Origin of the sequence: Rhodoferax sp., from assembly GCF_044236835.1 — a bacterium.
GTDB lineage: Bacteria > Pseudomonadota > Gammaproteobacteria > Burkholderiales > Burkholderiaceae_C > Allorhodoferax.
Genome location: NZ_JBIIGC010000002.1, coordinates 189,346 through 211,121 on the forward strand (window position 1 = coordinate 189,346; position 21,776 = coordinate 211,121).

The following is a 21,776-nucleotide window of genomic DNA, read 5'->3' on the forward strand; positions in this document are numbered from 1 at the left end:
CTTTGGGGCCTGTATAATTTGCGCCTCTGACAAAAAGAGACCGAATGCTTGTTGTCAGGGGCCTGCGGGTTCTCTCGCAGGGCAATTTCCGGAAACTGTTTCGTTAACTCACTCGACCTTTAAAAATGAACAAAACTCTCGTTTTGGCAGCCGTGATCGCTGCCGCCGCTCTGGCCGCCTGTGGTAAGAAAGAGGAAGCACCTGCGCCTGCTCCCGCACCCGCTGCTGCTCCCGCACCTGCACCTGCTGCTGATGCATCGGCACCTGCTGCTGCTCCCGCTGCGGACGCATCTGCCGCCAAGTAATTGGCCGCAATCCAAAAAGCCACCCGAGGGTGGCTTTTTTTTTGGAACGCCGGAGCTCAGGTTCCCGCAAAGCCGCCGACGTTCGCCCAAGGGCATCTAGCGCAAATCTTGCGCAATGACTTCCATGATTTTTTGCGCGCTTTCGGACTTAACCGGCCCACCAGCCGCATCCAAAACCGTCACGGTGCTGGAGTCTGCTTGGCTACGCACGCTGATTTGGTACTTCACCGCATCAGACTGCTTAGATTTGCTGCTGAACAAGCGCCCCAAGAACCCAGGCTCTTCGGTGGCCACGTTGGCCGCGACATAGCGCACAAAGTAAACGCCTTGTTTGCGGTCACGGTCTTCCACGGTGAACCCGGTGCGGTCTAGCGTCAAGCCTACTCGCCGCCATGCAGCGTCAAACCCTTCGGGGATTCGCAATACTGACTGGCCGCCCACCACGACCATCTGCGAGGTCGGCTTAGCCAGACTGGCTGCCACCTGCGCCTGGGCCTGCTCTGCCGTCGCACCTAGGCGCACCATCAGGCGCCGCAAAAACTCGGCTTCCAGTTCCGGGTCTGAGGCCCGTGGCCGCCATACGGTACCTGGCCGGCCGCTGGCATCGACTTCAAGCAGACCGCGGTGGCTGATGTAGATTTCTGTATGGCCATCGGTGGTGGCCTCGAGACGGGTGCGAAACTTGTCCCGTTCGGCTGTGGAGTAGAGGTTGTCTAGGACCTTGCCCAGGGTAGCTCGCAAGAAGTCTTGCGGGATCTTGGCCCGGTTCTCCGCCCAATCGGTCTCCATGATTCCGATGTTGCTTTGGTCAAGCGTCAGCACAAAGCCGTTGTCTTTCCAAAATTCGCGCACCCCTGGCCATAGCTGTTCCGGTGAGCGTTTGACCACCAGCCAGCGCTGGTTGCCAGAGCGTTCAATGCGCACATCCCCCAGGGTGCTTGCAGCAACCGCTGGTGGGGTTACTGCCGACTGGGCTACCTTGGAACCAGCCGCGGACACCGCACCTTCAACAATAGCGTAGCGGGTGTCCTTAGAAAGTTGTGTCAGGTCCGGCGGTACCTCAAGGCCGCTGCTTCGCACCGCGCTGCGGTAGTCGACTTTGTCAGGCTGCAGGGAGGAGCAGCCACCGAGCACCAGGACGGCAACGAGTGCTAAGGCTTTGAGAATAGTGTTCACAAGGTTCCTTGGGAAATGCAAAGTGTTACAGCAGCCCGGCCTGCTGCATGACCCTCTCCAGCACCTGCTGGCTGGGTTGTGTCAGGGGCGTCAGGGGCAAACGGATGCCAGCCTTACTTAGACCCATGCGCGCCACCGCCCATTTGACCGGAATAGGGTTGGACTCGATGAACAGTACCTTGTGCAGCGGCAGCAGTGTGCGTTGGATCTCCATTGCGCGCTTGGCGTCGCCAGCGATGGCGGCCATACACAGCGCGTGCATCTGGGCCGGGGCAATGTTCGCCGTCACGCTGACGTTGCCATGCCCGCCACAAAGCATCAAGGCGACCGCGGTGGGGTCGTCACCGGAGTAAATGGAAAACTCTGGCGGTGCCTCTTTGATCAGCCACTGTGCGCGTTCGATGTTGCCGGTGGCTTCTTTGATACCAACGATGCCGCTCACTTGCGTTAAGCGCAGCACGGTGTCATGGGCCAGATCGGCCACCGAACGGCCGGGCACGTTGTAGAGAACCAGTGGCAGGTCCACCGCTTCGGCAATGGCTTTGAAGTGTTGGTACAGGCCTTCTTGGGTCGGCTTGTTGTAGTAGGGAACGACTTGTAACTGGCAGTTGGCGCCCACACCCTTGGCGAACTTCGCCAGCGCGATGGCTTCTTTGGTGGAATTGGCGCCGCAGCCGGCCATTACCGGCACCCGCCCCGCAGCCTGCTCAACGCAAACGCGAATGATCTCGCAATGCTCGTCTACCGTGACGGTGGGCGACTCGCCCGTGGTACCGACTGCACCAATGCAGTCAGTGCCTTGCGCGATATGCCAATCGACCAGTCGGCGCAAGGCCACGTAGTCAACCGAACCGTCGTTGTCCATGGGCGTCACCAGGGCGACGATGCTGCCTCGGATCGGACTGTGTGAGAGTGTCATAACGTGCCAGAGTTAGAGAAGCGAATCATTTTAGCGAGACAGAGTATGCCGCGATCTGGGTGGAGTCGGCGCTCTGGCGCACTGCCGCAATCCGCTGCACAAAGCGTATGGGGTTCTCCAATACGCCGCATTCGTAGGCAACCACGTGAAGGTCTGCGAAGTGTTGGAGCAGTTCCCCGGGCTGCAGCAGAAAATCGGCGCGCGCGGGCCGTCCGACTGTTTCGTTACCAGCGGCAAAAGTTTCGTACAGCAGCACCCCCTTGGGCGCGAGGCTGTGGGCCAAGGTAGGCATCAGCGGGCGCCACAGGTAGTTGGTCACCACGACACCACCAAACTGCCGTGGCTGACCTTGGTGCAATATCGGCCAGTCCTTGCCTTCGATGTCAGCCTGCAGCAGCTGTGCGCCTGCCACCCAAGTTGAAGCCGAGGTGTCTTTATCCACACCGAGTACCGGGTGCTTGCGCTGCGCAAACCAGTGCAAATGGCGTCCGCCGCCACAGGCCACATCCAGTACATCGCAGCCACTGGCCAGCAGGTGCGACCAGCGAACGATCCAATCCGACGGTGCCATCGTGCTCACCGCGCGGGTTTGCCGAGCCATTCCGTCGCCGGGAAGCGGTGCCGGGACACGCGCATGGAATTGCCTCTTTGGTTCAAAAGCACGCCCAGAAATGGTTGCTCAGTTGAACCATCAGGCCCGGCTGTGCATAGAGCAAGAACACCAGCCCCAGGACCGCCAATGCCGCAGTCCAGACCAGGCCGCGCAGTAGCAGATGACGCCGTGCAAGCACCATGGTTTCAGCCGGCGCTTGCCGGTGCCGGGCGGGCGATGGCCCGCTCCTGGATGGGTAGATTGACCAGGGCAGCAAACACACCGAGCGCGATCGCGATGCCCCACACCACGTCGTAGCTGCCGGTGCGGTCGTACAAAAAGCCACCGAGCCACACCCCCAAAAACGAGCCCAACTGGTGGCTGAAAAACACGAAACCGCTCAGCATGGACAGGTGCGCCACGCCAAAAATCTGCGCCACGGTGGCGTTGGTCGGTGGCACGGTGGAGAGCCACAACAACCCCATCACGCTGGCAAATACGTAGACCGACCACGGAGAGAGCGGCACCAGCAGAAACACGCTGATGGCCAGCGCGCGTGCCAAGTAAATGAAAGCCAGGATTTTGCGCTTGGCTAAGCGCTGGCCCAGCGCCCCAGCGGCGTAGGTGCCAAACACATTGAAGAGTCCGATCAGCGCCAGCGCATAGCTGGCAACTTGGGGTGACAGGCCCTTGTCCTTGAGGTAGCTCGGCATGTGTACACCGATGAACACCACCTGGAAACCGCACACAAAGTAGCCCGCCATGAGCAACTGAAAGCTGGGGTACTTGAACGCCTCGGCTACCGCCTGCAGGATGGTTTGCTCCCGCTGCGCGGGCGTCGCGCCGCCCACGGACGGCTCGCGCAACCCCCAGGCCAGCGGCATCATCAGCAGCGCCGCCAGTCCTAAGAGTGTGAGCGCCTGTTGCCAGCCAAAGTGGCTGATCAGAAAGCCTTCGGTGGGCACCATCAGAAACTGGCCAAACGAGCCCGCAGCCGCAGTGATGCCCATGGCCCAAGATCGCCGCTCGGCTGGCACATTGCGCCCGAGCACGCCGTACACCACCGCGTAGGTTGTTCCGGCCTGCGCCACGCCAATTAACACGCCGGCTGCCAGCATGAAGACGGTGGGCGACTGCGCATAGGCCATGCCTACCAGGCCCAGCGCGTAAAAGACCGCACCCACGACCACCACCCGAAACGCGCCGAACCGGTCCGCGGCCATGCCTGCAAAAACACCGGCAACGCCCCAGGTGAGGTTTTGTACCGCCAGCGCGAACGCAAAGGTTTCGCGGCTCCAGTTGCGCTCCATGGTGATGGGTTGCAGCCACAGGCCAAAGCCGTGGCGAATGCCCATCGACAGCGTCACGATGGCCGCGCCGCACAGCAGCAGTTGCACCATGGAAAGCTGGGGCTTGGTGGAGAGCGATGGGGTGCTTTGCATGGGGCTAATGTAGCCAATCCTTCGCTGAGCCTCCACCAGCCACAGTGGCAAAGGGCGGATGCGGCGGTGATGCTGTTGATACGTACAGCATTTTGACATTGGGCGTCTACAATTCCCGCCATGTCTGCCAAACCCAACACCGCTCACTCCGAGTACGCCGAGTCCTCCATCCGGGTACTCAAAGGGCTGGAGCCTGTGAAGCAGCGCCCCGGCATGTACACCCGCACCGACAACCCCCTGCATGTGATCCAAGAGGTGCTGGACAACGCCGCCGACGAGGCCTTGGCGGGCTTTGGCAAGAAGATCAAAGTCACTCTGCATGCCGATGGTTCGGTGTCGGTCGAAGACGACGGCCGTGGCATCCCTTTTGGAATGCACCCGCAAGAAAACGCGCCCGTCATCGAGCTGGTGTTCACCCGCTTGCATGCGGGGGGCAAGTTCGACAAGGGCAAAGGTGGTGCCTACAGTTTTTCGGGTGGTCTGCACGGCGTGGGTGTGAGCGTGACTAACGCACTGGGCAAGCGGCTGGAGGCCACCAGCCACCGAGAAGGTTCGGTGGCGCGAGTCGTGTTCGAGGGAGGCGATGTGGCAGAGGCCCTGCACATCCGCAAGGCGGTTGAGGGCGATCGTAAAACCGGCACCACGGTGCGGGTTTGGCCCGACCCCAAGTACTTTGAGTCCGCCGCGTTGCCCATGGCCGAGCTGGTCCACCTGTTACGCAGCAAGGCGGTGCTGATGCCCGGCGTGGGTGTCACGCTGCTGGTCGAAAAGACCAAGGAGGCGCAGACCTGGCTGTACAAAGGCGGCCTGCGCGACTACTTAATGCAAACCCTCAACGCCGACCCCGTCATCCCACTATTCGATGGCGAGGGCTACGCCGACAGCCAGAGCGAAAGTTTTGCCGAAGGCGAGGGCGCGCAGTGGTGCGTGGCCTTCACCGAAGAAGGCCAGCCAGTGCGCGAGAGTTACGTCAACCTGATTCCCACCAGCGCCGGCGGCACCCACGAAAGTGGCTTGCGCGACGGCTTGTTCACTGCGGTCAAGAGTTTCATTGAACTCCACAGCCTGCTGCCCAAAGGCGTCAAGCTCATGCCCGAGGACGTGTTTGCGCGCTCCAGCTACGTGCTCTCGGCGAAGGTGCTGGACCCGCAGTTCCAGGGGCAGATCAAAGAGCGGCTCAATTCGCGCGACGCTGTGCGCCTGGTGTCGGGCCTGGTGCGCCCGGCGCTGGAGCTGTGGCTCAACCAGCATGTGGACTATGGAAAGAAGCTGGCCGAACTGGCCATCCGCGCGGCGCAGACGCGCCAGCGCGCGGGGCAAAAGGTAGAGAAGCGCAAGAGCTCGGGCGTGGCCGTGTTGCCCGGCAAGCTGACCGACTGCGAAAGCCGCGACCTGGCCTACAACGAGGTGTTCTTGGTGGAGGGTGACTCCGCCGGTGGCAGCGCCAAGATGGGCCGTGACAAGGAAACCCAGGCCATCTTGCCGCTGCGTGGCAAGGTGCTCAATACCTGGGAAGTCGACCGCGACCGCTTGTTTGCCAACACCGAGATCCACGACATCTCGGTGGCCATCGGTGTCGATCCGCACGGCCCCAATGACACACCCGATTTGGGCAATTTGCGCTACGGCAAGGTCTGCATTCTGAGTGACGCCGATGTGGACGGATCGCACATCCAGGTGCTGCTGCTCACCCTGTTTTTCCGCCACTTTCCCAAGCTCATCGATGCGGGCCACGTGTTCGTGGCGCGCCCGCCTTTGTTCAGGGTGGATGCCCCGGCGCGCGGCAAAAAGCCTGCGTCCAAGGCCTATGCGCTCGACGAGGGTGAGCTGGTGGCGATTTTGGACAAGCTGCGCAAAGAGGGTGTGCGCGAGGGCGCCTGGACCATCAGCCGCTTCAAGGGCCTGGGTGAGATGAACGCCGAGCAGCTGTGGGACACAACCTTGAACCCGGACACCCGTCGCTTGTTGCCGGTGGTCCTGGGTTCGATGGATTTCGGGCAAACCGAGGCCTTGGTCGCCAAGCTGATGGGCAAAGGCGAAGCGGCTGCCCGGCGTGAGCTCATGGAGATCCACGGGGACTCGGTTGAGATTGATGTGTGAGTTTGAGTCCACACCCTGTAGCCCGTAGCGCCCGAAGCAACTTCACCCGAACCACCCCAGCGCACCCCTACGTTGACCACAGTAGAGCAGAAGCCAGCCAGCCCCCATGACCGACCAAGCCACCTTAGACCTCCCCCCCACCGAAGGTGATGACCAGTTCAACCTGGCCACCTACGCCCAGCGTGCCTACCTAGAGTACGCGCTCAGCGTCGTCAAAGGCCGCGCATTGCCCGACGTCTGCGATGGCCAAAAACCGGTGCAGCGGCGCATTCTGTACGCCATGTCCCGCATGGGCCTCTCTTACGGCGGGCCCAGCAACAACACTGCGGCCAAGCCGGTCAAGAGCGCGCGGGTCGTGGGCGATGTGCTGGGCCGTTTCCACCCCCACGGCGACCAGGCCGCCTACGATGCGCTGGTACGCATGGCGCAGGACTTTTCGCAGCGCTACCCCCTGATTGACGGCCAGGGCAACTTTGGGTCGCGCGACGGCGACGGCGCTGCCGCCATGCGTTACACCGAGGCGCGTTTGGCCAAAATCACCACCTTGCTGCTCGACGAAATCGACCAAGGCACGGTCGACTTTGTTCCCAATTACGACGGCTCCACCGAGGAGCCGCGCCAGTTGCCCGCACGCTTGCCCTTCACACTGCTCAACGGCGCTAGCGGCATTGCAGTGGGATTGGCCACCGAAATCCCCAGCCACAACCTGCGCGAAATCGCCGACGCCTGCGTGGCCCTGATCAAGACGCCTGCTTTGTCCGACGGGGCTTTGTTGACCATCCTGCCGGGCCCCGACTTTCCAGGCGGCGGGCAAATCATCAGCCCCGCGGCGGACATCGCCGAGGCCTACCGCACGGGTCGCGGTTCCCTCAAGTGCCGCGCGCGCTGGACCATCGAAGACCTGGCGCGCGGCCAATGGCAGTTGGTGGTCAACGAGTTGCCGCCGGGTGTGAGCAGTCAGCGCGTGTTGGAAGAGATCGAGGAGTTGACCAACCCCAAGGTCAAAGCGGGCAAAAAGGCTTTGTCGCAGGACCAGCAGCTGCTCAAGGCGAGCATGCTGTCGGTGCTTGATGTGGTGCGCGACGAGTCGGGCAAGGAGCATGCGGTGCGCTTGGTGTTCGAGCCCAAGACCAGCAAGACCCAGCAGCAAGAACTCATCACTGCGCTGCTGGCGCACACCAGCTTGGAGACCTCCTCGCCTATCAACCTGACCATGGTGGGCTTGGACGGTCGGCCCACGCAAAAGTCCTTGCGGCAGATGTTGCTGGAGTGGATCGCGTTTCGCCAAACCACCATCGAGCGGCGCTCGCGCCATCGGCTGGGCAAGGTGCAAGACCGCATCCACATCTTGGAGGGGCGCCAGTTGGTGCTGCTCAACATCGACGAGGTGATTGCCATCATCCGCCAGTCGGACGAACCCAAGGCGGCTCTGATGGAGCGGTTTGTGTTGAGCGACCGCCAAGCCGAAGACATCCTGGAGATCCGCCTGCGCCAGTTGGCCCGGCTGGAGGCCATCAAGATCGAGCAAGAGCTCAAAGAACTGCGCGATGAACAAGCCCGCCTGGAAGAAATTTTGGGCAGCCCAGCCGCACTCAAGCGCCTGATGGTCAAGGAAATTGAAACCGACGCCAAGCAGTTTGCCGACCCGCGCCGCACGCTCATCCAAGCCGAGAAAAAGGCGGTGGCCGAAATCAAACTGGTCGACGAGCCGGTGACGGTGGTGGTCAGCGAAAAGGGCTGGGTGCGCGCCCGCAGCGGCCACGGTCACGAGGCGACCAGTTTTGCGTTCAAGTCGGGCGATGCGCTGTACGGCACCTTCGAGTGCCGCAGCTTAGATACCTTGCTCGTGTTTGGCTCTAACGGCCGCGTTTACTCGGTGGCGGTCGCGCTGCTTCCGGGCGGACGCGGCGACGGCCAGCCGGTGACCACGCTGATCGAGCTGGAGAGCGGCACCCAAATCCTGCACTACTTTGCCGGCCCGGCCGCGGCCACGCTCTTGCTCAGTGGCAGCGGCGGCTACGGGTTCATCGCGTCGGTGGAGAACATGGTGTCGCGCCAAAAGGCTGGTAAGTCGTTTGTCACTTGCAACCCGGGCGAGACACTGTGCCGCCCCTCCTTGGTGGCGGGCGCGCCCGGGCGCGTTGTGTTGCCTGGCACGCCTGCGGCCTTGGTGGCGCCGGCTACGCATGTCGCGTGCGCCTCCACCGGTGGGCGAATCTTGACCTTCGAGGTGGCCGAACTCAAAACGATGGCCCATGGCGGGCGCGGTCTGATGCTGATCGACCTCGAGCCAAAAGATACCTTGGCCGGAGCCGCAGCCTACGGCCGCAGCGTGCGCATCGAGGGCATCGGCCGCGGTGGCAAACCGCGTGAAGAAACCTTGGAGATTCGCAGCCTCAACAACGCCCGCGCGGCACGCGGCCGCAAAGGCAAAGCGGCAGACCTCGGCTTCAAGCCGCATACGGTGCTGCGAGTGGAATAGGGCGTTGCATGGCAACTTCGCTTTTGGTGGCAGGCGGCGGCATCGGCGGACTGGCTACGGCGCTGGCCTGCGCCCAAAGCGGTTGCAGCGTGCAGTTGCTGGAGCAGGCTGACGCCTTTGGTGAGGTGGGCGCGGGCGTGCAGCTTGGGCCCAATGTGGTGCGATTGCTTCAGCAATGGGGCCTGGGCCAAGCCCTGGCGCGCGTGGCCGCATTCCCTGCAGAGTTGCAAGTGCGCAGCGCCCCCAGTGGCCTGGTGCTGGGTGTGCTGCCGCTGGGGCAGCGCGCAGTTCAGAAGTACGGAGCAGCTTACGCCACGGTGGCACGGGCCGACTTGCACGCCTTGCTGCTGGAAGCGGTGCGCCAGCAGAGCACCGTGGCCTTGCACCTGGGGCAGCGGGTCGCTGCGATCGATACGACGCCTGCCAGCGTCACGGTGCAAACCGTGCAAGGTGGCGGCTTTTGCGCTGACGCACTGGTTGGTGCAGACGGCGTGTGGAGTTGGGTTCGACAACAGGTTTTCGGCAGCGCCAGCGCCCGCGCCACCGGGCACGTGGCCTACCGTGCCATGGTGCGCCAGTCAGACTTGCCGTCTGCCTTGCGTTCGCAGGTGGTTACCACTTGGTTGGGGCCCCGGTTTCACGCAGTCCAGTACCCGGTCAAGGGCGGCGAGTGGCTCAATGTGGTGGTGATCGTGCAGGGCAAGCTCCCAGGCGATGTGCGGGGCTGGGACCACAGCGCCGTCGCTGAGGACCTCCAGCAGCGGGTGCATTCAGCCTGCCCACAACTCAGGGCGCTGCTGGCCGTCGTGGGTACCTGGCGTCTGTGGCCACTTTACGACCGGCCGCCTATGGGCAGTGCTGCGGAGCAGGTGCAAGGCCGGGTCGCGCTCCTGGGCGATGCAGCGCATCCCATGCTGCCGTATTTGGCGCAGGGCGCTGGCATGGCCATCGAAGACGCGTATGTGCTGGCGCAGTCGCTGGCCGCACCAAGTGCTAGCGTGCCGCAAGCGTTGGAGCGCTATGCCGCCCTGCGCTGGCAGCGCAATGCGCGGGTGCAGGCGCGCGCGGCCCGCAACGGCCGCATCTTCCACTTGATGGGTCCCATGCGCTGGGGCCGGGACGCTGCACTGGCATTGCTCGGTGCGCGCCTGCTCGATGTCCCTTGGCTGTACATTGGTGTGCGTTGAAGTCGCAGGGGACGTCTACCGTCGCAACCCCCTAACCAAGGAGATTTGTATGCGTTTCATTTCCCGTGTTTGCCGCTTTGCGGCTCCCGTGTTGTTCGCCGTCGTTGCCACCTTGGCGGTGGCGGCGGGTGACATCAGCAGCTCCTCGCCCAGCGTGGCCGAACGGCTCACCGATGCCCGCAAAGCCATCGACAAAGGCAACTGGCGCGACGCTTCCTATACCCTCTCGGTGGCGGTGCGCGAAGAACCGAACAATGCGGATGTGCACAACCTCTTGGGTTACTACAACCGCAAAAAACCCGAGCCCGATCTGGCCAAAGCCTTTGAGCACTACAACACTGCGCTCAAGCTCAACCCCAAGCACAAAGGCGCGCACGAGTACCTGGGCGAGGCCTACCTGATGGACAAAAAGCCCTTGGAGGCCGAGAAGCTGTTGGTGGCCTTGGAGAAAATCTGCGGCAATAAAACCTGCGAGGAGTACCAGGATCTGGCAGCCGCCATCCTCAAGCACCGCACCATCAAGTGATGCCGCGCTGGAGCGCGCACTCGCTGCGTGCTCCGGTTCGGTTACACGCCCAGGTAGCGTCCGGGCTTGTGGTTGAGGGCGAGCACCAGCCCGATGGCCACCGCCCCTAGGACAGAGGCCAACAGTTTCATGGGGCTCACCAGCGTGAGAGCCGCCAGCACCACCACCAGGTCGACGCCCATCTGCACTTTGCCCACGCTGATCCCGCGGCTTTGTTGCAACCACTGGGCGACGATCACGACGCCGCCCACACTGGCACGGTGGCGCAGCAATGCCAGCAAGCCCACCCCCACCGAGAAGCCGCCCAACACCGCCGCCAACCACGGGTTGAGCAGCGCAAAGCGCACCACCTTCGGTGCCCACGCAGTGAATACCGAGACCAGCGCCACCGCCGCAAAACTTTTGAGCGTGAACTCCGGTCCCAGCCGGAACCACGCCATCACAAAAAACGGCAGGTTGATCAAAAAGAAGCACCAAGCCAGGTTCGCGCCGGTGGCGTAACTCAGCAAAAACGCGATGCCCGCTACGCCGCCAGTCAACAACCCGGCGTGGGCGAACATGGTGATGCCCAGCGCAATGAACAGCGCGCCGGTGAGCAAGGCCACCGCATCGTCCAGCCAGGTGTGGCTGGTGGTGTCGGGTGATTGGGGTTCCATGGGGCTCATTCCAACACAGCGCCGTGCCAGAGCGCGTCCATGGCCGCTACGAACTGCGCTGCCACCGGCGCTTGCTTGGCGTGCTGGCCTTCGCGGATCACCGCCTGCCCAGCCACGAACACATCGCGCACCACTGGGGTGTCGCAGCCAAACACCAGGGCGTCCAGCGTGTGGCTGGCGGGCACGCCCAGCAGACCGGGCGCGTGGTCGTTCAATACCACCACGTCGGCCCGGGCACCCACTCGCAGGCCCCAGCGCGCGAAACCAGCGGCTGGTCCACCGCCGCGGATGGCGGCATCGAACAGTCGCGCTGCTGTAGCGCTTTGCCCTTGCGCGGGCGCAGCCGCCACATTGCGGCGTTGCAGTTGCAAGCGCTGGCCGTACTCCAGCCAGCGCAGCTCTTCGGCCCACTGGCGGCAGACCTGGCTGTCGGAGCCTATTGCCATGGGCACCAGGGCTTGCAGCCAGCCCGGCATGTCGGCCAAGCCGTCGCCCAGGTTGGCCTCGGTACTGGGGCAAATCACAATGCCGGCGCCGCTGCGCGCCACCGCGTCGATCTCCGTAGGTTCGGTGTGGGTGGCGTGCACCAGTTGCCAGCGCGCATCCAGCAGGCCCTGTGCAGCCAGCCAGGCAATGGGCCGCTGGCCGTGCGCGACCAAGCATTCGCGCACCTCTTGGATTTGCTCGGCGACGTGGATGTGGATCGGCAGGTCGGTGTCGCCCACCTCGGCCCGTAGCGCGGCGATGGATTGCGAGGACGTCGCGCGCAGCGAGTGGATGGCCACACCCGCATGCAGTAACGCGCGGCCGCTACGCTGCACGCTGCGCTGCAGATCAGCCACAAAGCCCGGCGTGGTGGCAAACCGGCGCTGGTCCACGCGCAAGCTGGGCTGCGCAAAGCCTGCGCGCTCATACAGCACCGGCAGCAAGGTCAGGCCCATGCCCGCGTCTTGGGCCGCGTCCGCCAGCGCCCAGGCCATGGTGGCGGGGTCGGGGTGGTGCGTGCCGTCTGGCTGGTGGTGCAGGTAATGGAACTCGCAGACCTGCGTGTAGCCACCTTGCAGCAGCTCCAGGTAGAGCTGGGTGGCGATGGCGCGCAGCTGCGCCGGTGTGGTGCGCAGCGCCACGCCGTACATGCGGTCGCGCCAGGACCAAAAATCGTCCGCGTCCGACGCGCGCCGCTCAGCCAAGCCGGCAAACGCCCGCTGGAACGCGTGGCTGTGGGCGTCGACCATGCCCGGAAGTGCAGGCCCGGCCAGCACCGTGGCGTGCGCGGGCGGCGTGTGCACGCCGGGGGTGATGGCCTTCCAGTGGCCGCTGGCATCCACCTCCAGGCACACACCTTCTGCCCAGTGGGCGGCTGCGTCACCACCTAGCCATGCGCGCGGTGCCCACAGCAGCTGCGGGTTGCGGCCAGTCAGATTGGCCGCCGTGGGTGGGCGGGGAACTGCGCTTTGCATCACGGCCGCCATCCGATCAAGGTGTGTACCAGTGCGCGCAACACCGGCGTGACGCGCTGCGCGCGCGCCGGGTCGATGGCATAGGGCGGCTGCTCGGCCATGTAGCACTTCCAGCACATCTCCAATTGCACCGCGTGCCATCCGGCAGCCGGACGACCGTAGTGGCGGGTGATGTGGCCACCCTTGAAGCGGCCATCCACCACATGGGTGAAGTCGCTTTGGCTTTGCAGCACCTCGGTGAGCGCTGCGCACAAGCTGGGGGCGGCGCTCTTGCCTTCAGCGGTCCCCAGGTTCAAGTCGGGCAGGGTGCCTTCAAACAACCAAGGCAGTTCGGATTGGATGCTGTGGCCGTCGAACAGAACGGCGTGGCCGTGCGCTGCCTGGATGCGCGTCAGCTCCGCGTCGATGGCGCTGCGGTAGGGCTGCCAGTAGGTGGTGGTGCGCCGGGCAATTTCAGTGGCATCGGGTGCCATGCCGTTTTGGTACAGCGGCTCGCCGGTGAAGAAGCGGGTGGGGCACAGCTCGGTGTTGTTGGCGCCCGCGTACATTGGCGTGTTGTCGCTGGGGCGGTTGAGGTCGATCAGGTAGCGCGAGTATCGCGGCACGATCATGCTGGCGCCCAAGTCTTTGGCAAAGGCGTAGAGCGCCTCCAGGTGCCAGTCAGTGTCTTCGACCCGGAGGGCGCGTTCGGTGTAATGCCGCGTCTGCTCCGACGGGATTTGGGTGCCGACATGCGGCAGGCTGATCAGCAGCGGCGTGCTGCCTTGGTGCAGGGAAAAAACGGGCTCAGCCATGGGTGCGCTCCTTCCCCGCTACGACCACGCGCATGCAGGGGTTGTGGCCAAACCAGTAGGCCAGTTCGTTGGGGTGGTCCAGGTTCCAGACGCAAAAATCGGCCCGTTGCCCACCCACCAATTGGCCACGGTCTGCCAGGCCGAGCGCGCGCGCGGCGTGCACCGTGACCCCGCGCAGTGCCTCTTCGGGCGTGAGCCGAAACAGGGTGCAAGCCATGTTGAGCATGAGCAGCAGCGACAGGCCCGGCGACGAGCCGGGGTTGTGGTCGGTGGCCAGCGCCATAGCCACGCCGTGTTCGCGCAACTGCGCAATCGGCGGGAGATGGGTATCGCGCAAAAAGTAGTAGGCGCCGGGCAAGAGCACCGCCACCGTGCCCGCCTGCGACATGGCCTGCACCCCCGAGACATCCAAAAACTCCAGGTGGTCGCACGACAACGCGCCATAACTTGCTGCCAGCGCCGCGCCGCCTTGGTTGCTCAGTTGCTCGGCATGCAGCTTGACGGGAAGGCCCAGCGCTTTGGCGGTGTCAAACACCCTGCGGGTCTGCGCCGGGGTGAAGCCGATGGTGTCGCAAAACGCGTCCACCGCGTCGACCAGACCTTGCGCATGCAGGCGTGGGAGCCATTCGCAGGCGGCGTCGATGTAGTCGTCCGCACGGCCAGAGAACTCCTGGGGCAGCGCGTGCGCCGCCAGGTAGGTGGTGCGCACCGTCAAGGGAAGCGAAGCGCCCAAGGCGCGGGCAATCGCCAGGCAGCGGCCCTCGTGCAGCTCGCTCAAGCCGTAACCGGACTTGACCTCGAGCGTGGTCACGCCATCGGCCATCAGCACCTTGGCGCGCCGCGTGGCGCTGGAGAGCAAGCTGGCATCCGACGCCGCGCGGGTGGCGGCGACCGTGGAGCGTATGCCGCCACCCGCGCGGGCAATGTCTTCGTAGCTGGCGCCCTGCAACCGAAGCTCAAACTCATTGGCGCGCTGGCCGCCGTAGACCAGATGGGTGTGGCAGTCGATCAGACCCGGTGTAACCAGCGCGCCGCCCAGGTCGGTTTCCTGCGCAATGTGCGCCCGGTGTTCATGGGGGAGAGCAGTGGCCTGGCCCACCCACAGCAGTGTGTCGTCGCGGGTCAGCAGCGCGCCGTCCTCGATCAGGCCCCAAGGACTGTCGCCGGCCAAGGTGGTGACGCGCGCGTTGCGCCAGAGATGCAGGGTGCTCATGGTGGGGTCTCCGGGGTGAAGCCCAGCCAGAAGGCGATGGCGGGCGCGTACGCGCCAGAGTGTGCAGCGTCATTCGCGGTCGGAGCTGTCTGCGCAGCACGGGGGGAAAACGTCCAGGGTCGGTCAGCCGGTGTTTCGCACCACAGCAGGGTGTGGGCTGGGAGCGCTTGCGTCTGCTCGCCGTCGCTCCAAACGCCTGCGGCGACCGCATACATACCGCGCATGGAACAGTGCGCATGCCAGGGCGCTGCTTCCTGCACCGCCTGCATGACACCGCGCCCACCGCGCACCATTAGGTTCAGGTCTTGCGTGGGGCCACCGACCAACTCGCACAAGGGCGCGCTGGCGCCGTCAAACTGCAAGGGCGCGTCGCCCGCCTGCAGCGTGGTTACCGTATGCGCAAAGCGCAGCCGCACGCCCGCGCCGTGCAGCACAGCAAACCAGCGCTGCACCCCGGCAAATTCCGAGAAGGGACCGTCGGCGCCAATGTCGGCGCGGCTGATGCGCAGCGCCCAGTCGCTGGGCGTGGGCCACGCCAGCAGCTCGCGGGTTTGCCCGCCGCCATTGCGCCACGCCTGCGGCGCCACGCTGTCGGCGGCGATGGTGACGATGCTCATGGTTTGAACTGCCCGTGAATTTGGTAGCGTGCGCCGGGGTGCACCAGCCGGGCCAGCGTGATGGGGATGTCGCGGTTGACTGTGCGTCGCACCACGATCAGGCATGGGTCGTGCACATCGATACCCAGCAGCCGCGCCTCTTGCGCAGTGGGTGGGCCGGCCTCGATGGAGTACTGCGCCTCCCACAAGGGCGCGACTTGCAGCAGGTACTGGGTGGGCGTGGTCTGGTTAAAGTCTTGCGCCAGGTAGTCCGGGGCGCTGGCGGGGTTGACGTAGCGGTCTTCGCACTGCAGCGGCACGCCGTTTTCAAAATGCACGATCAAGGTGTGGAACACCGCGCTGCCACGGTCCAGTCCCAGTTGCTGGGCCAGGGCGCTTTGTGCGCGCTCGGCGCGCGCTAGCACCACCTGCACATGGTGGGTGTGGCCGCGTGCCACGATTTCTTCGTGCAAGTCTCGGATGGTGAGGGTGGACGACACGCGCGAAAGGTGGGCCGCAAAGGTGCCCACGCCCTGCACACGGGTGACCAGCCCCTCGGCTTGCAACTCGCGGATGGCGCGCCCCACCGTCATGCGGCTCACCGCGAACTGCGCTACCAATTCGGACTCGGACGGCATCTGCGCGCCCGGCGCCCACTGGCCGTTCGCCAAGCCAGCCTTGAGAAAGGCTTTGACCCGCAGGTACGGCGCTTGCGCTGGCTGAGCGTCAGAGCGTGCGGGTGTGGGTGTGGGTGGGAGAGCGGTGCGGCGCGGCATCGTCAAATTGTATTTGCATAGACATGTCTAGACAAGTACACTGCGCAACGAATTTTTCTGCTTTTTTTAGCCCCTAACGTTTCTCCCAGGAGTTGCCATGTCCGACCTGTCTGCCATCCAAAAGCCGGCCCAAGCCCGTGTGGTGCGTGCCCCGCGCGGTAGCGCCATCACCTGCAAGAACTGGCTAATCGAAGCCGCCTACCGCATGCTTCAAAACAACCTCGACCCCGAGGTGGCCGAGAACCCGGACGCGCTGGTGGTGTACGGCGGCATTGGCAAAGCGGCGCGTAACTGGGATTGCTTTGAGGCCATGCTGAAGGCGCTGCAAGGCCTTCACGAAGACGAAACCCTGCTGGTGCAAAGCGGCAAACCGGTGGGGGTGTTTCGCACCCATGTGGATGCACCTCGGGTTTTGATTGCCAACTCCAACCTGGTGCCCAAGTGGGCCACTTGGGAGCACTTCCACGAGCTCGACAAAAAAGGCCTGATGATGTACGGCCAAATGACCGCTGGAAGCTGGATTTACATCGGCAGCCAAGGCATTGTGCAAGGCACTTACGAGACCTTTGTGGAGGCCGGGCGCCAGCACTTTGGGGGCAGTCTGGCGGGGCGCTGGATACTCACTGCCGGTTTGGGTGGCATGGGTGGCGCGCAGCCTTTGGCGGCCAGCTTTGCGGGTGCTTCGTCCTTGACCATCGAGTGCCAACAAAGCCGCATCGACTTTCGCCTCAAGACCCGCTACGTGGACGAGCAAGCGCAAGACCTGGACGACGCCTTGGCACGGCTGACCCGCTACACCGCCGAGAAAAAAGCGGTGTCGATTGCGCTCTTGGGCAATGCCGCAGATATCTTGCCCGAGATGGTGCGGCGGGCCCGCGCCGGTGGCCTCCGTCCCGACATCGTGACCGACCAAACTTCTGCCCACGACCTGGTCAACGGCTACCTGCCTTCGGGCTGGACGGTGGCGCAGTGGCACGCGGCGCAAGCGGACGACACGCAACATGCGGTTTTGCGCCAGGCTGCAGCCCAGGGCTGCGCGGCGCATGTGCGGGCCATGCTGGACTTCCAGGCCATGGGCATTCCTACGGTGGACTACGGCAACAACATCCGCCAGGTGGCGTTCGACCAAGGTGTCAACAACGCCTTCGACTTTCCCGGCTTTGTGCCGGCGTATGTGCGGCCACTGTTTTGCCAAGGTAAAGGGCCGTTTCGCTGGGTGGCGCTCAGCGGCGACCCCGAAGACATCCGCAAAACCGACGCCAAGATGAAGGAGCTGTTCCCCCATGACGCCGGCCTGCACCGCTGGCTCGACATGGCCGGTGAGCGCATCGCTTTCCAGGGTCTGCCCGCACGCATATGCTGGATCGGTCTGGGCGACCGTGACCGCGCCGGTCTGGCCTTCAACGCCATGGTGAAAAGCGGCGAGCTCAAGGCGCCTATCGTCATTGGCCGCGACCACCTCGACAGCGGCTCGGTGGCCTCGCCCAACCGCGAAACCGAAGCCATGCAAGATGGCTCGGACGCCGTAAGCGACTGGCCTTTGCTCAACGCCTTGCTCAATACCGCAGGTGGCGCCACCTGGGTCAGCCTGCACCACGGCGGCGGCGTGGGCATGGGCTACTCGCAGCACAGCGGCGTGGTCATCGTGTGCGACGGCACCGAGGCGGCCGACCAACGTATTGCGCGCGTCCTCTGGAACGACCCCGCCACCGGCGTGATGCGCCATGCGGACGCGGGTTACGACATTGCGGTGGCCTGCGCCAAGGACAAGGCCTTGAACCTGCCCATGCTCGATCGTTAACGCGCATCCAAGATAGGAGACCGTCCCATGCCTGACACCTTTCTGATCGAACCCGGCCACCTCACACTAGACCAGTTGCAAACCATCCACGCGGGTGTGCAGCAGGTGGCCTTCCCGCCCAGTGCCTACGCGGCCATCGACGCCAGCCAGCGTGTGGTGCAAGACGCGGCCGACGGCGACGCGCCGGTGTATGGCGTCAACACCGGCTTTGGCAAGCTGGCCAACCAGCGCATAAGCAAAGACCAGCTGGCCACGCTGCAGCTCAACCTGATCCGCTCGCACAGCGTGGGTGTGGGCGAGCCCTTGGCGCCAGAAATCATGCGTTTGATGATGGTGACCAAAGCCGCCAGCCTGGCGCGTGGTCACTCGGGTGTGCGCGCGGTGGTGGTCGATACGCTGCTGGCGGTGCACAACGCGGGCTTGGTGCCCTATGTGCCGTCGCAAGGGTCGGTGGGCGCGTCGGGCGATTTGGCGCCGCTTTCCCACATGACGCTGGCCCTGCTGGGCGAGGGCGACATGCTGCTCAACGGACAGCGCGTACCTGCCGCACAGGCGCTGAAAAGCGCAGGCATCACGCCGCTGCAACTCGGCGCCAAAGAGGGTCTGGCGCTGATCAACGGCACCCAAACCTCCACTGCTTTGGCTTTGCATGCGCTGCTGAGTTTTGAGCCGGTGCTGGAAGCCGCGCTGGTGATTGGTGCACTCACGGTGGACGCGGCGCGCGGCAGCGATGGCCCGTTTGATCCACGCATCCACGCGCTGCGCGGCCAGCCGGGTCAGATCGATGTGGCGCAGTACTACCGCGCGCTGCTTCAGGGCAGCGAGATCCGCGCCTCCCACACCGAAGGCGACGACCGGGTACAAGACCCCTACAGCCTGCGTTGCCAACCGCAAGTGGTGGGCGCCTGCCTGGACCAACTGCGCCACGGCGCGCTGGTGCTGGTGCGCGAGGCCAACGCCGTGACCGACAACCCATTGGTGTTTGCACAGGACAACGCGATGGTTTCTGGCGGGAATTTCCACGCCGAGCCGGTGGCTCTGGCTGCCGACGGCATGGCCTTGGCCATCGCCGAAGTGGGCGCAATTGCCGAGCGGCGCATTGCCATGCTGATTGACAGCGGCGTGTCGCGCCTGCCGCCGTTTTTGACTGCAGACGCTGGCCTCAACAGTGGATTCATGATTGCGCACGTCACTGCCGCAGCCTTAGCCTCGGAGAACAAGTCGCTGGCGCACCCGGCGAGTGTGGACAGCCTGCCCACCAGCGCCAACCAGGAAGACCATGTGAGCATGGCCACCTTCGCTGCCCGCCGATTGCAGCCCATGATTGCCAACACCGCGCACATTCTGGGCATTGAGCTCCTGGCGGCTGCGCAGGGCATTGAGTTTTTGCGGCCCCTCAGAAGCTCCGAGGCACTGGAGCAGGTGCATGCGCTTTTGCGCAGGGACATTGCCGCGCACCACGTGGACCGCTACCTGGCGCCCGACATTGAGCACGCCACTGCCTTGGTGCGTCAGGGCGCGCTTGGGCGCATTCTGCGTGGCCTGGACCACCTGCCTACACTCTGGGTTGCCAAGTAAAAAGCGGGTCGCCCTGCAGCACCCGGACCCAGCTATGCAGCCCAGCCTCACCCTCAGCGCCCCAACGATTGAAAACTTCATCCGCGATGGTGCGGTGGTGCTGCGCGGCGCCTTAAGCCGCGACGAGGTGCAAACCCTGGAACAGGGCATCGAACACAACCTCGCCCATCTGAGCCCCCTGGCCCAAGTGGCCAGCAACCCGGACGATCCCGGCCGCTTCGTCGAAGACTTTTGCACCTGGCAAAGCAACCCGCAGTACGAACAGGTGATGCGCCATTCGGCCCTGCCTGCGCTGGCCGCGCAACTGATGCAAAGCCAGACCGTGCGCATCTACCACGACCATCTGCTCGTCAAGGAGCCCGGCACCCGCCAGTCCACGCCCTGGCACCAGGACCAGCCTTACTACAACGTCACTGGCCGCCAAAACGTGAGTTTTTGGATCCCGGTCGACCCGGTGTCGCTGCAAAGCACCTTGCGCTTTGTCGCCGGTTCCCACACGGGCACCTGGTACATGCCGCGAAGTTTCCGTGACCAGCAGGCCAATTGGTTCGCCCCCGGCACCCTGGCCGAGCTGCCCGACATCGACGCCCGTCCCCAGCACCACCGCCAACTCGCCTGGGCCTTGGAGCCAGGCGATGCCGTGGCCTTCCACATGCTCACGCTGCACGCCAGCAGTGGTGTGGGGCCCGCAGCGCGCAGGCGCGTGTTCTCGGCGCGCTACCTGGGCGATGACGCCCGCCACGCCCTGCGCCCCTGGCGCACCTCGCCACCATTTACCGGTTTGGCCGAGCGGCTGGGCGATGGGGCGGTGATGGAGGACGCCTTGTTTCCCTTGGTGGCGGCCAGCCGCTTATAGGCGTTTACCCGCTACCGCTGTCACCATGCTGAGGGAACAATTCCGGTAAACGAACGACCGTTCTATTTAGGAGACTCTGATGATTCTTTCGAAGCTGCGGGCAGCCCTGATTGGCGCTGCGATTGTCTTGGTGGGATGCGGCGGTGGCACGTCCGAGCCACCCAAAGCTTACGTGGCAGGCGACAGCCTGAACGACGTGGGTGTGTTTGGGATTCGGTTCACGGTGCAAAGTTCCAACCCTTCAAACCCTTACCTGGTTTGGCCTGAACACATCTCCAATGGCTACCGGCTCAATACCTTGTGCGCCGCCTACAACGGCACACTCGCACCTGTTGCTGGCTGCACCGGCTACGCGGTCGGCGGAGCTCAGATCAACCCAGTGACCCTCACTTTGACCAGCGGCTTGGTGACGGGTGCCACGGTGGACAGTGATGCCACGCCGGAGTCCATCGTCAAGCAACTCCAAGACATGGGCAGTGGCCGCAACTTCGCCCACTACGACCTGATCATGGTAGATGGTGGCGGTAACGACGTGGGCGCTTTGTCGCAAGCCCTGCTTGAAGGCCTGACCCTTGGCAACCCCTTCGCAGCGCAGGCCTTGGCAGCTTACCGAACCATGCTCAAGGACCTGTTGCCCGCTGCGACCGTGGATGCGGTTCTCAACACGGACTCCACCGGTTTGGCCAACCTCGGTGCTGCCTACATGCAGCAGACTGCGATCATGCTGGCCAATGCGGTCAAGACCAACGTGCTTGCCAAGGGGGCAGGACGGGTTGTTGTGGTGAACCTGCCTGACCTGTCCAAGGCACCGGCGCTGAACACAGCGGGCCCCCAGGCCGCCGCCATCGTGAACGGCTGGGCTCAGGCGTTCAACGCAACGCTTAGCGCCCAACTCAGCGCCGACAGCGCCAGGGTGGTGATCTTCGACTTCTATTCGACCCTCAATAGTTTTGTCGCAAACCCCAGCTCGGCAACCATCGGTGCCACTGCTTTGACCAACGTGACCGACAAGGCGTGCGGCACCACCAACATCGCGGTGTGTACCGACAGCCTGTTGAACGGCAGCGGGCCGGCCGATTGGAGTACCCATCTGTTTGCGGACTCGTTGCACGCCACGCCGTTCGGTAACCAGTTGATGGCGCAGTCGATCCGTAGCGCAATCAACGCCAAGGGCTGGACCTTCTAGTCGAAGAGGTTTTCGGGCGCCGGAGCCTCTCAACCGCCTGCGTTGAGAGGCTCCGCTTAGCGAGCGCTTGAACGGTAGGCCTTGGACGGTGCCATAGGCTTGGACAACCACCTGTCCTCCACCTGCCCCGG

The 21,776-nt window shown here is 64.1% G+C and carries 20 protein-coding genes; 9 read left to right on the forward strand and 11 right to left on the reverse strand.

All coding sequences use genetic code 11. The features are described 5' to 3' along the window. The first annotated feature begins 125 nt into the window (after nt 1-125). Entirely contained in the window at nt 126-305 is a 180-nt protein-coding gene (locus ACILRC_RS02515) for a hypothetical protein (RefSeq protein ID WP_395667764.1), read from the forward strand. A gap of 96 nt (nt 306-401) precedes the next feature. Here ACILRC_RS02515 and bamC read toward each other — a convergent pair whose 3' ends face one another. The 5 genes from bamC to ACILRC_RS02540 are packed head-to-tail and all read right to left on the reverse strand — an operon-like array spanning nt 402 to nt 4,434. Continuing rightward, nucleotides 402-1,481, reverse strand: a complete 1,080-nt coding sequence (gene bamC / locus ACILRC_RS02520; RefSeq protein ID WP_395667765.1) for an outer membrane protein assembly factor BamC — start codon at nt 1,479-1,481, stop codon at nt 402-404. A gap of 25 nt (nt 1,482-1,506) precedes the next feature. Further along, complete coding sequence (dapA, locus tag ACILRC_RS02525) at nt 1,507-2,400, reverse strand: 4-hydroxy-tetrahydrodipicolinate synthase (protein WP_395667766.1); 894 nt, start codon at nt 2,398-2,400, stop codon at nt 1,507-1,509. A 25-nt stretch (nt 2,401-2,425) separates the two neighbouring features. Next, nucleotides 2,426-3,001 carry a class I SAM-dependent methyltransferase gene (locus ACILRC_RS02530; protein ID WP_395667767.1) on the reverse strand — a complete coding sequence of 192 codons (576 nt, stop codon included), beginning with the start codon at nt 2,999-3,001 and terminating at the stop codon, nt 2,426-2,428. Nucleotides 3,002-3,053: 52 nt separating this feature from the next. Further along, nucleotides 3,054-3,194, reverse strand: coding sequence for a hypothetical protein (locus ACILRC_RS02535; protein ID WP_395667768.1), 141 nt, complete (start codon nt 3,192-3,194; stop codon nt 3,054-3,056). Nucleotides 3,195-3,198: 4 nt separating this feature from the next. Next, nucleotides 3,199-4,434, reverse strand: a complete 1,236-nt coding sequence (locus ACILRC_RS02540) for an MFS transporter (protein WP_395667769.1) — start codon at nt 4,432-4,434, stop codon at nt 3,199-3,201. A gap of 120 nt (nt 4,435-4,554) precedes the next feature. On the opposite strand from ACILRC_RS02540, the gene ACILRC_RS02545 reads away from it, so the two are divergent. From ACILRC_RS02545 to ACILRC_RS02560, 4 genes are all read left to right on the forward strand, one after another. After that, the gene (locus tag ACILRC_RS02545) at nt 4,555-6,534 is read left to right on the forward strand and encodes a DNA topoisomerase IV subunit B (protein ID WP_395667770.1); all 1,980 of its coding nucleotides are present in this window, start codon (nt 4,555-4,557) and stop codon (nt 6,532-6,534) included. Nucleotides 6,535-6,640: 106 nt separating this feature from the next. Beyond that, entirely contained in the window at nt 6,641-9,016 is a 2,376-nt protein-coding gene (gene parC, locus ACILRC_RS02550) for a DNA topoisomerase IV subunit A (protein ID WP_395667771.1), read from the forward strand. Nucleotides 9,017-9,024: 8 nt separating this feature from the next. Next, nucleotides 9,025-10,203: an FAD-dependent monooxygenase gene (locus ACILRC_RS02555; protein ID WP_395667772.1), complete on the forward strand. Its 1,179-nt coding sequence runs from the start codon at nt 9,025-9,027 to the stop codon at nt 10,201-10,203. Nucleotides 10,204-10,252: 49 nt separating this feature from the next. Then, nucleotides 10,253-10,729: a tetratricopeptide repeat protein gene (locus tag ACILRC_RS02560; protein ID WP_395667773.1), complete on the forward strand. Its 477-nt coding sequence runs from the start codon at nt 10,253-10,255 to the stop codon at nt 10,727-10,729. A gap of 41 nt (nt 10,730-10,770) precedes the next feature. On the opposite strand, the gene ACILRC_RS02565 is transcribed toward ACILRC_RS02560, so the two are convergent. Genes ACILRC_RS02565 through hutC form a run of 6 tightly spaced genes read right to left on the reverse strand, consistent with a single transcriptional unit; the run spans nt 10,771 to nt 16,224 of the window. Beyond that, a complete protein-coding gene (locus tag ACILRC_RS02565; protein WP_395667774.1) occupies nt 10,771-11,394 on the reverse strand; it encodes a YitT family protein in 624 nt (207 codons plus the stop codon). Then, nucleotides 11,391-12,845: a formimidoylglutamate deiminase gene (locus tag ACILRC_RS02570; RefSeq protein WP_395667775.1), complete on the reverse strand. Its 1,455-nt coding sequence runs from the start codon at nt 12,843-12,845 to the stop codon at nt 11,391-11,393. The genes ACILRC_RS02565 and ACILRC_RS02570 overlap by 4 nt, the downstream gene beginning before the upstream one ends. Next, entirely contained in the window at nt 12,845-13,639 is a 795-nt protein-coding gene (hutG, locus tag ACILRC_RS02575) for an N-formylglutamate deformylase (protein WP_395667776.1), read from the reverse strand. Before hutG ends, ACILRC_RS02570 begins: the two co-directional genes overlap by 1 nt. Beyond that, complete coding sequence (hutI, locus tag ACILRC_RS02580; protein WP_395667777.1) at nt 13,632-14,852, reverse strand: imidazolonepropionase; 1,221 nt, start codon at nt 14,850-14,852, stop codon at nt 13,632-13,634. Before hutI ends, hutG begins: the two co-directional genes overlap by 8 nt. Continuing rightward, the gene (locus ACILRC_RS02585) at nt 14,849-15,469 is read right to left on the reverse strand and encodes a HutD family protein (RefSeq protein WP_395667778.1); all 621 of its coding nucleotides are present in this window, start codon (nt 15,467-15,469) and stop codon (nt 14,849-14,851) included. Before ACILRC_RS02585 ends, hutI begins: the two co-directional genes overlap by 4 nt. Next, complete coding sequence (hutC, locus tag ACILRC_RS02590; RefSeq protein WP_395667779.1) at nt 15,466-16,224, reverse strand: histidine utilization repressor; 759 nt, start codon at nt 16,222-16,224, stop codon at nt 15,466-15,468. The genes ACILRC_RS02585 and hutC overlap by 4 nt, the downstream gene beginning before the upstream one ends. Before the next feature lie 97 nt (nt 16,225-16,321). Here hutC and hutU point away from each other — a divergent pair, with 97 nt between their 5' ends. The 4 genes from hutU (at nt 16,322) to ACILRC_RS02610 (ending at nt 21,645) form a co-directional block, all read left to right on the forward strand. Next, entirely contained in the window at nt 16,322-18,025 is a 1,704-nt protein-coding gene (gene hutU, locus ACILRC_RS02595) for a urocanate hydratase (RefSeq protein WP_395667780.1), read from the forward strand. Between the two features lie 12 nt (nt 18,026-18,037). Next, nucleotides 18,038-19,603 (forward strand): histidine ammonia-lyase, encoded by a 1,566-nt coding sequence (hutH, locus tag ACILRC_RS02600; RefSeq protein WP_395667862.1) that lies wholly within the window; start codon nt 18,038-18,040, stop codon nt 19,601-19,603. Between the two features lie 34 nt (nt 19,604-19,637). Beyond that, nucleotides 19,638-20,459 carry a phytanoyl-CoA dioxygenase family protein gene (locus tag ACILRC_RS02605; RefSeq protein WP_395667781.1) on the forward strand — a complete coding sequence of 274 codons (822 nt, stop codon included), beginning with the start codon at nt 19,638-19,640 and terminating at the stop codon, nt 20,457-20,459. A gap of 79 nt (nt 20,460-20,538) precedes the next feature. Continuing rightward, nucleotides 20,539-21,645: an SGNH/GDSL hydrolase family protein gene (locus ACILRC_RS02610; RefSeq protein ID WP_395667782.1), complete on the forward strand. Its 1,107-nt coding sequence runs from the start codon at nt 20,539-20,541 to the stop codon at nt 21,643-21,645. The last annotated feature ends 131 nt before the right edge of the window (nt 21,646-21,776 follow it).

Bases quoted from the DNA above. Each gene is read 5' to 3' on its own strand.
- ACILRC_RS02535 (WP_395667768.1), bottom strand. From the start codon at position 3,194: ATGGTGCTTGCACGGCGTCATCTGCTACTGCGCGGCCTGGTCTGGACT.
- ACILRC_RS02530 (WP_395667767.1), bottom strand. From the start codon at position 3,001: ATGGCTCGGCAAACCCGCGCGGTGAGCACGATGGCACCGTCGGATTGG.
- dapA (WP_395667766.1), bottom strand. From the start codon at position 2,400: ATGACACTCTCACACAGTCCGATCCGAGGCAGCATCGTCGCCCTGGTG.
- ACILRC_RS02545 (WP_395667770.1), top strand. From the start codon at position 4,555: ATGTCTGCCAAACCCAACACCGCTCACTCCGAGTACGCCGAGTCCTCC.
- hutI (WP_395667777.1), bottom strand. From the start codon at position 14,852: ATGAGCACCCTGCATCTCTGGCGCAACGCGCGCGTCACCACCTTGGCC.
- parC (WP_395667771.1), top strand. From the start codon at position 6,641: ATGACCGACCAAGCCACCTTAGACCTCCCCCCCACCGAAGGTGATGAC.
- hutC (WP_395667779.1), bottom strand. From the start codon at position 16,224: ATGCCGCGCCGCACCGCTCTCCCACCCACACCCACACCCGCACGCTCT.
- ACILRC_RS02570 (WP_395667775.1), bottom strand. From the start codon at position 12,845: ATGCAAAGCGCAGTTCCCCGCCCACCCACGGCGGCCAATCTGACTGGC.
- ACILRC_RS02515 (WP_395667764.1), top strand. From the start codon at position 126: ATGAACAAAACTCTCGTTTTGGCAGCCGTGATCGCTGCCGCCGCTCTG.
- ACILRC_RS02605 (WP_395667781.1), top strand. From the start codon at position 19,638: ATGCAGCCCAGCCTCACCCTCAGCGCCCCAACGATTGAAAACTTCATC.
- ACILRC_RS02560 (WP_395667773.1), top strand. From the start codon at position 10,253: ATGCGTTTCATTTCCCGTGTTTGCCGCTTTGCGGCTCCCGTGTTGTTC.
- ACILRC_RS02540 (WP_395667769.1), bottom strand. From the start codon at position 4,434: ATGCAAAGCACCCCATCGCTCTCCACCAAGCCCCAGCTTTCCATGGTG.
- hutG (WP_395667776.1), bottom strand. From the start codon at position 13,639: ATGGCTGAGCCCGTTTTTTCCCTGCACCAAGGCAGCACGCCGCTGCTG.
- ACILRC_RS02610 (WP_395667782.1), top strand. From the start codon at position 20,539: ATGATTCTTTCGAAGCTGCGGGCAGCCCTGATTGGCGCTGCGATTGTC.
- ACILRC_RS02585 (WP_395667778.1), bottom strand. From the start codon at position 15,469: ATGAGCATCGTCACCATCGCCGCCGACAGCGTGGCGCCGCAGGCGTGG.
- hutU (WP_395667780.1), top strand. From the start codon at position 16,322: ATGTCCGACCTGTCTGCCATCCAAAAGCCGGCCCAAGCCCGTGTGGTG.
- ACILRC_RS02555 (WP_395667772.1), top strand. From the start codon at position 9,025: ATGGCAACTTCGCTTTTGGTGGCAGGCGGCGGCATCGGCGGACTGGCT.
- ACILRC_RS02565 (WP_395667774.1), bottom strand. From the start codon at position 11,394: ATGAGCCCCATGGAACCCCAATCACCCGACACCACCAGCCACACCTGG.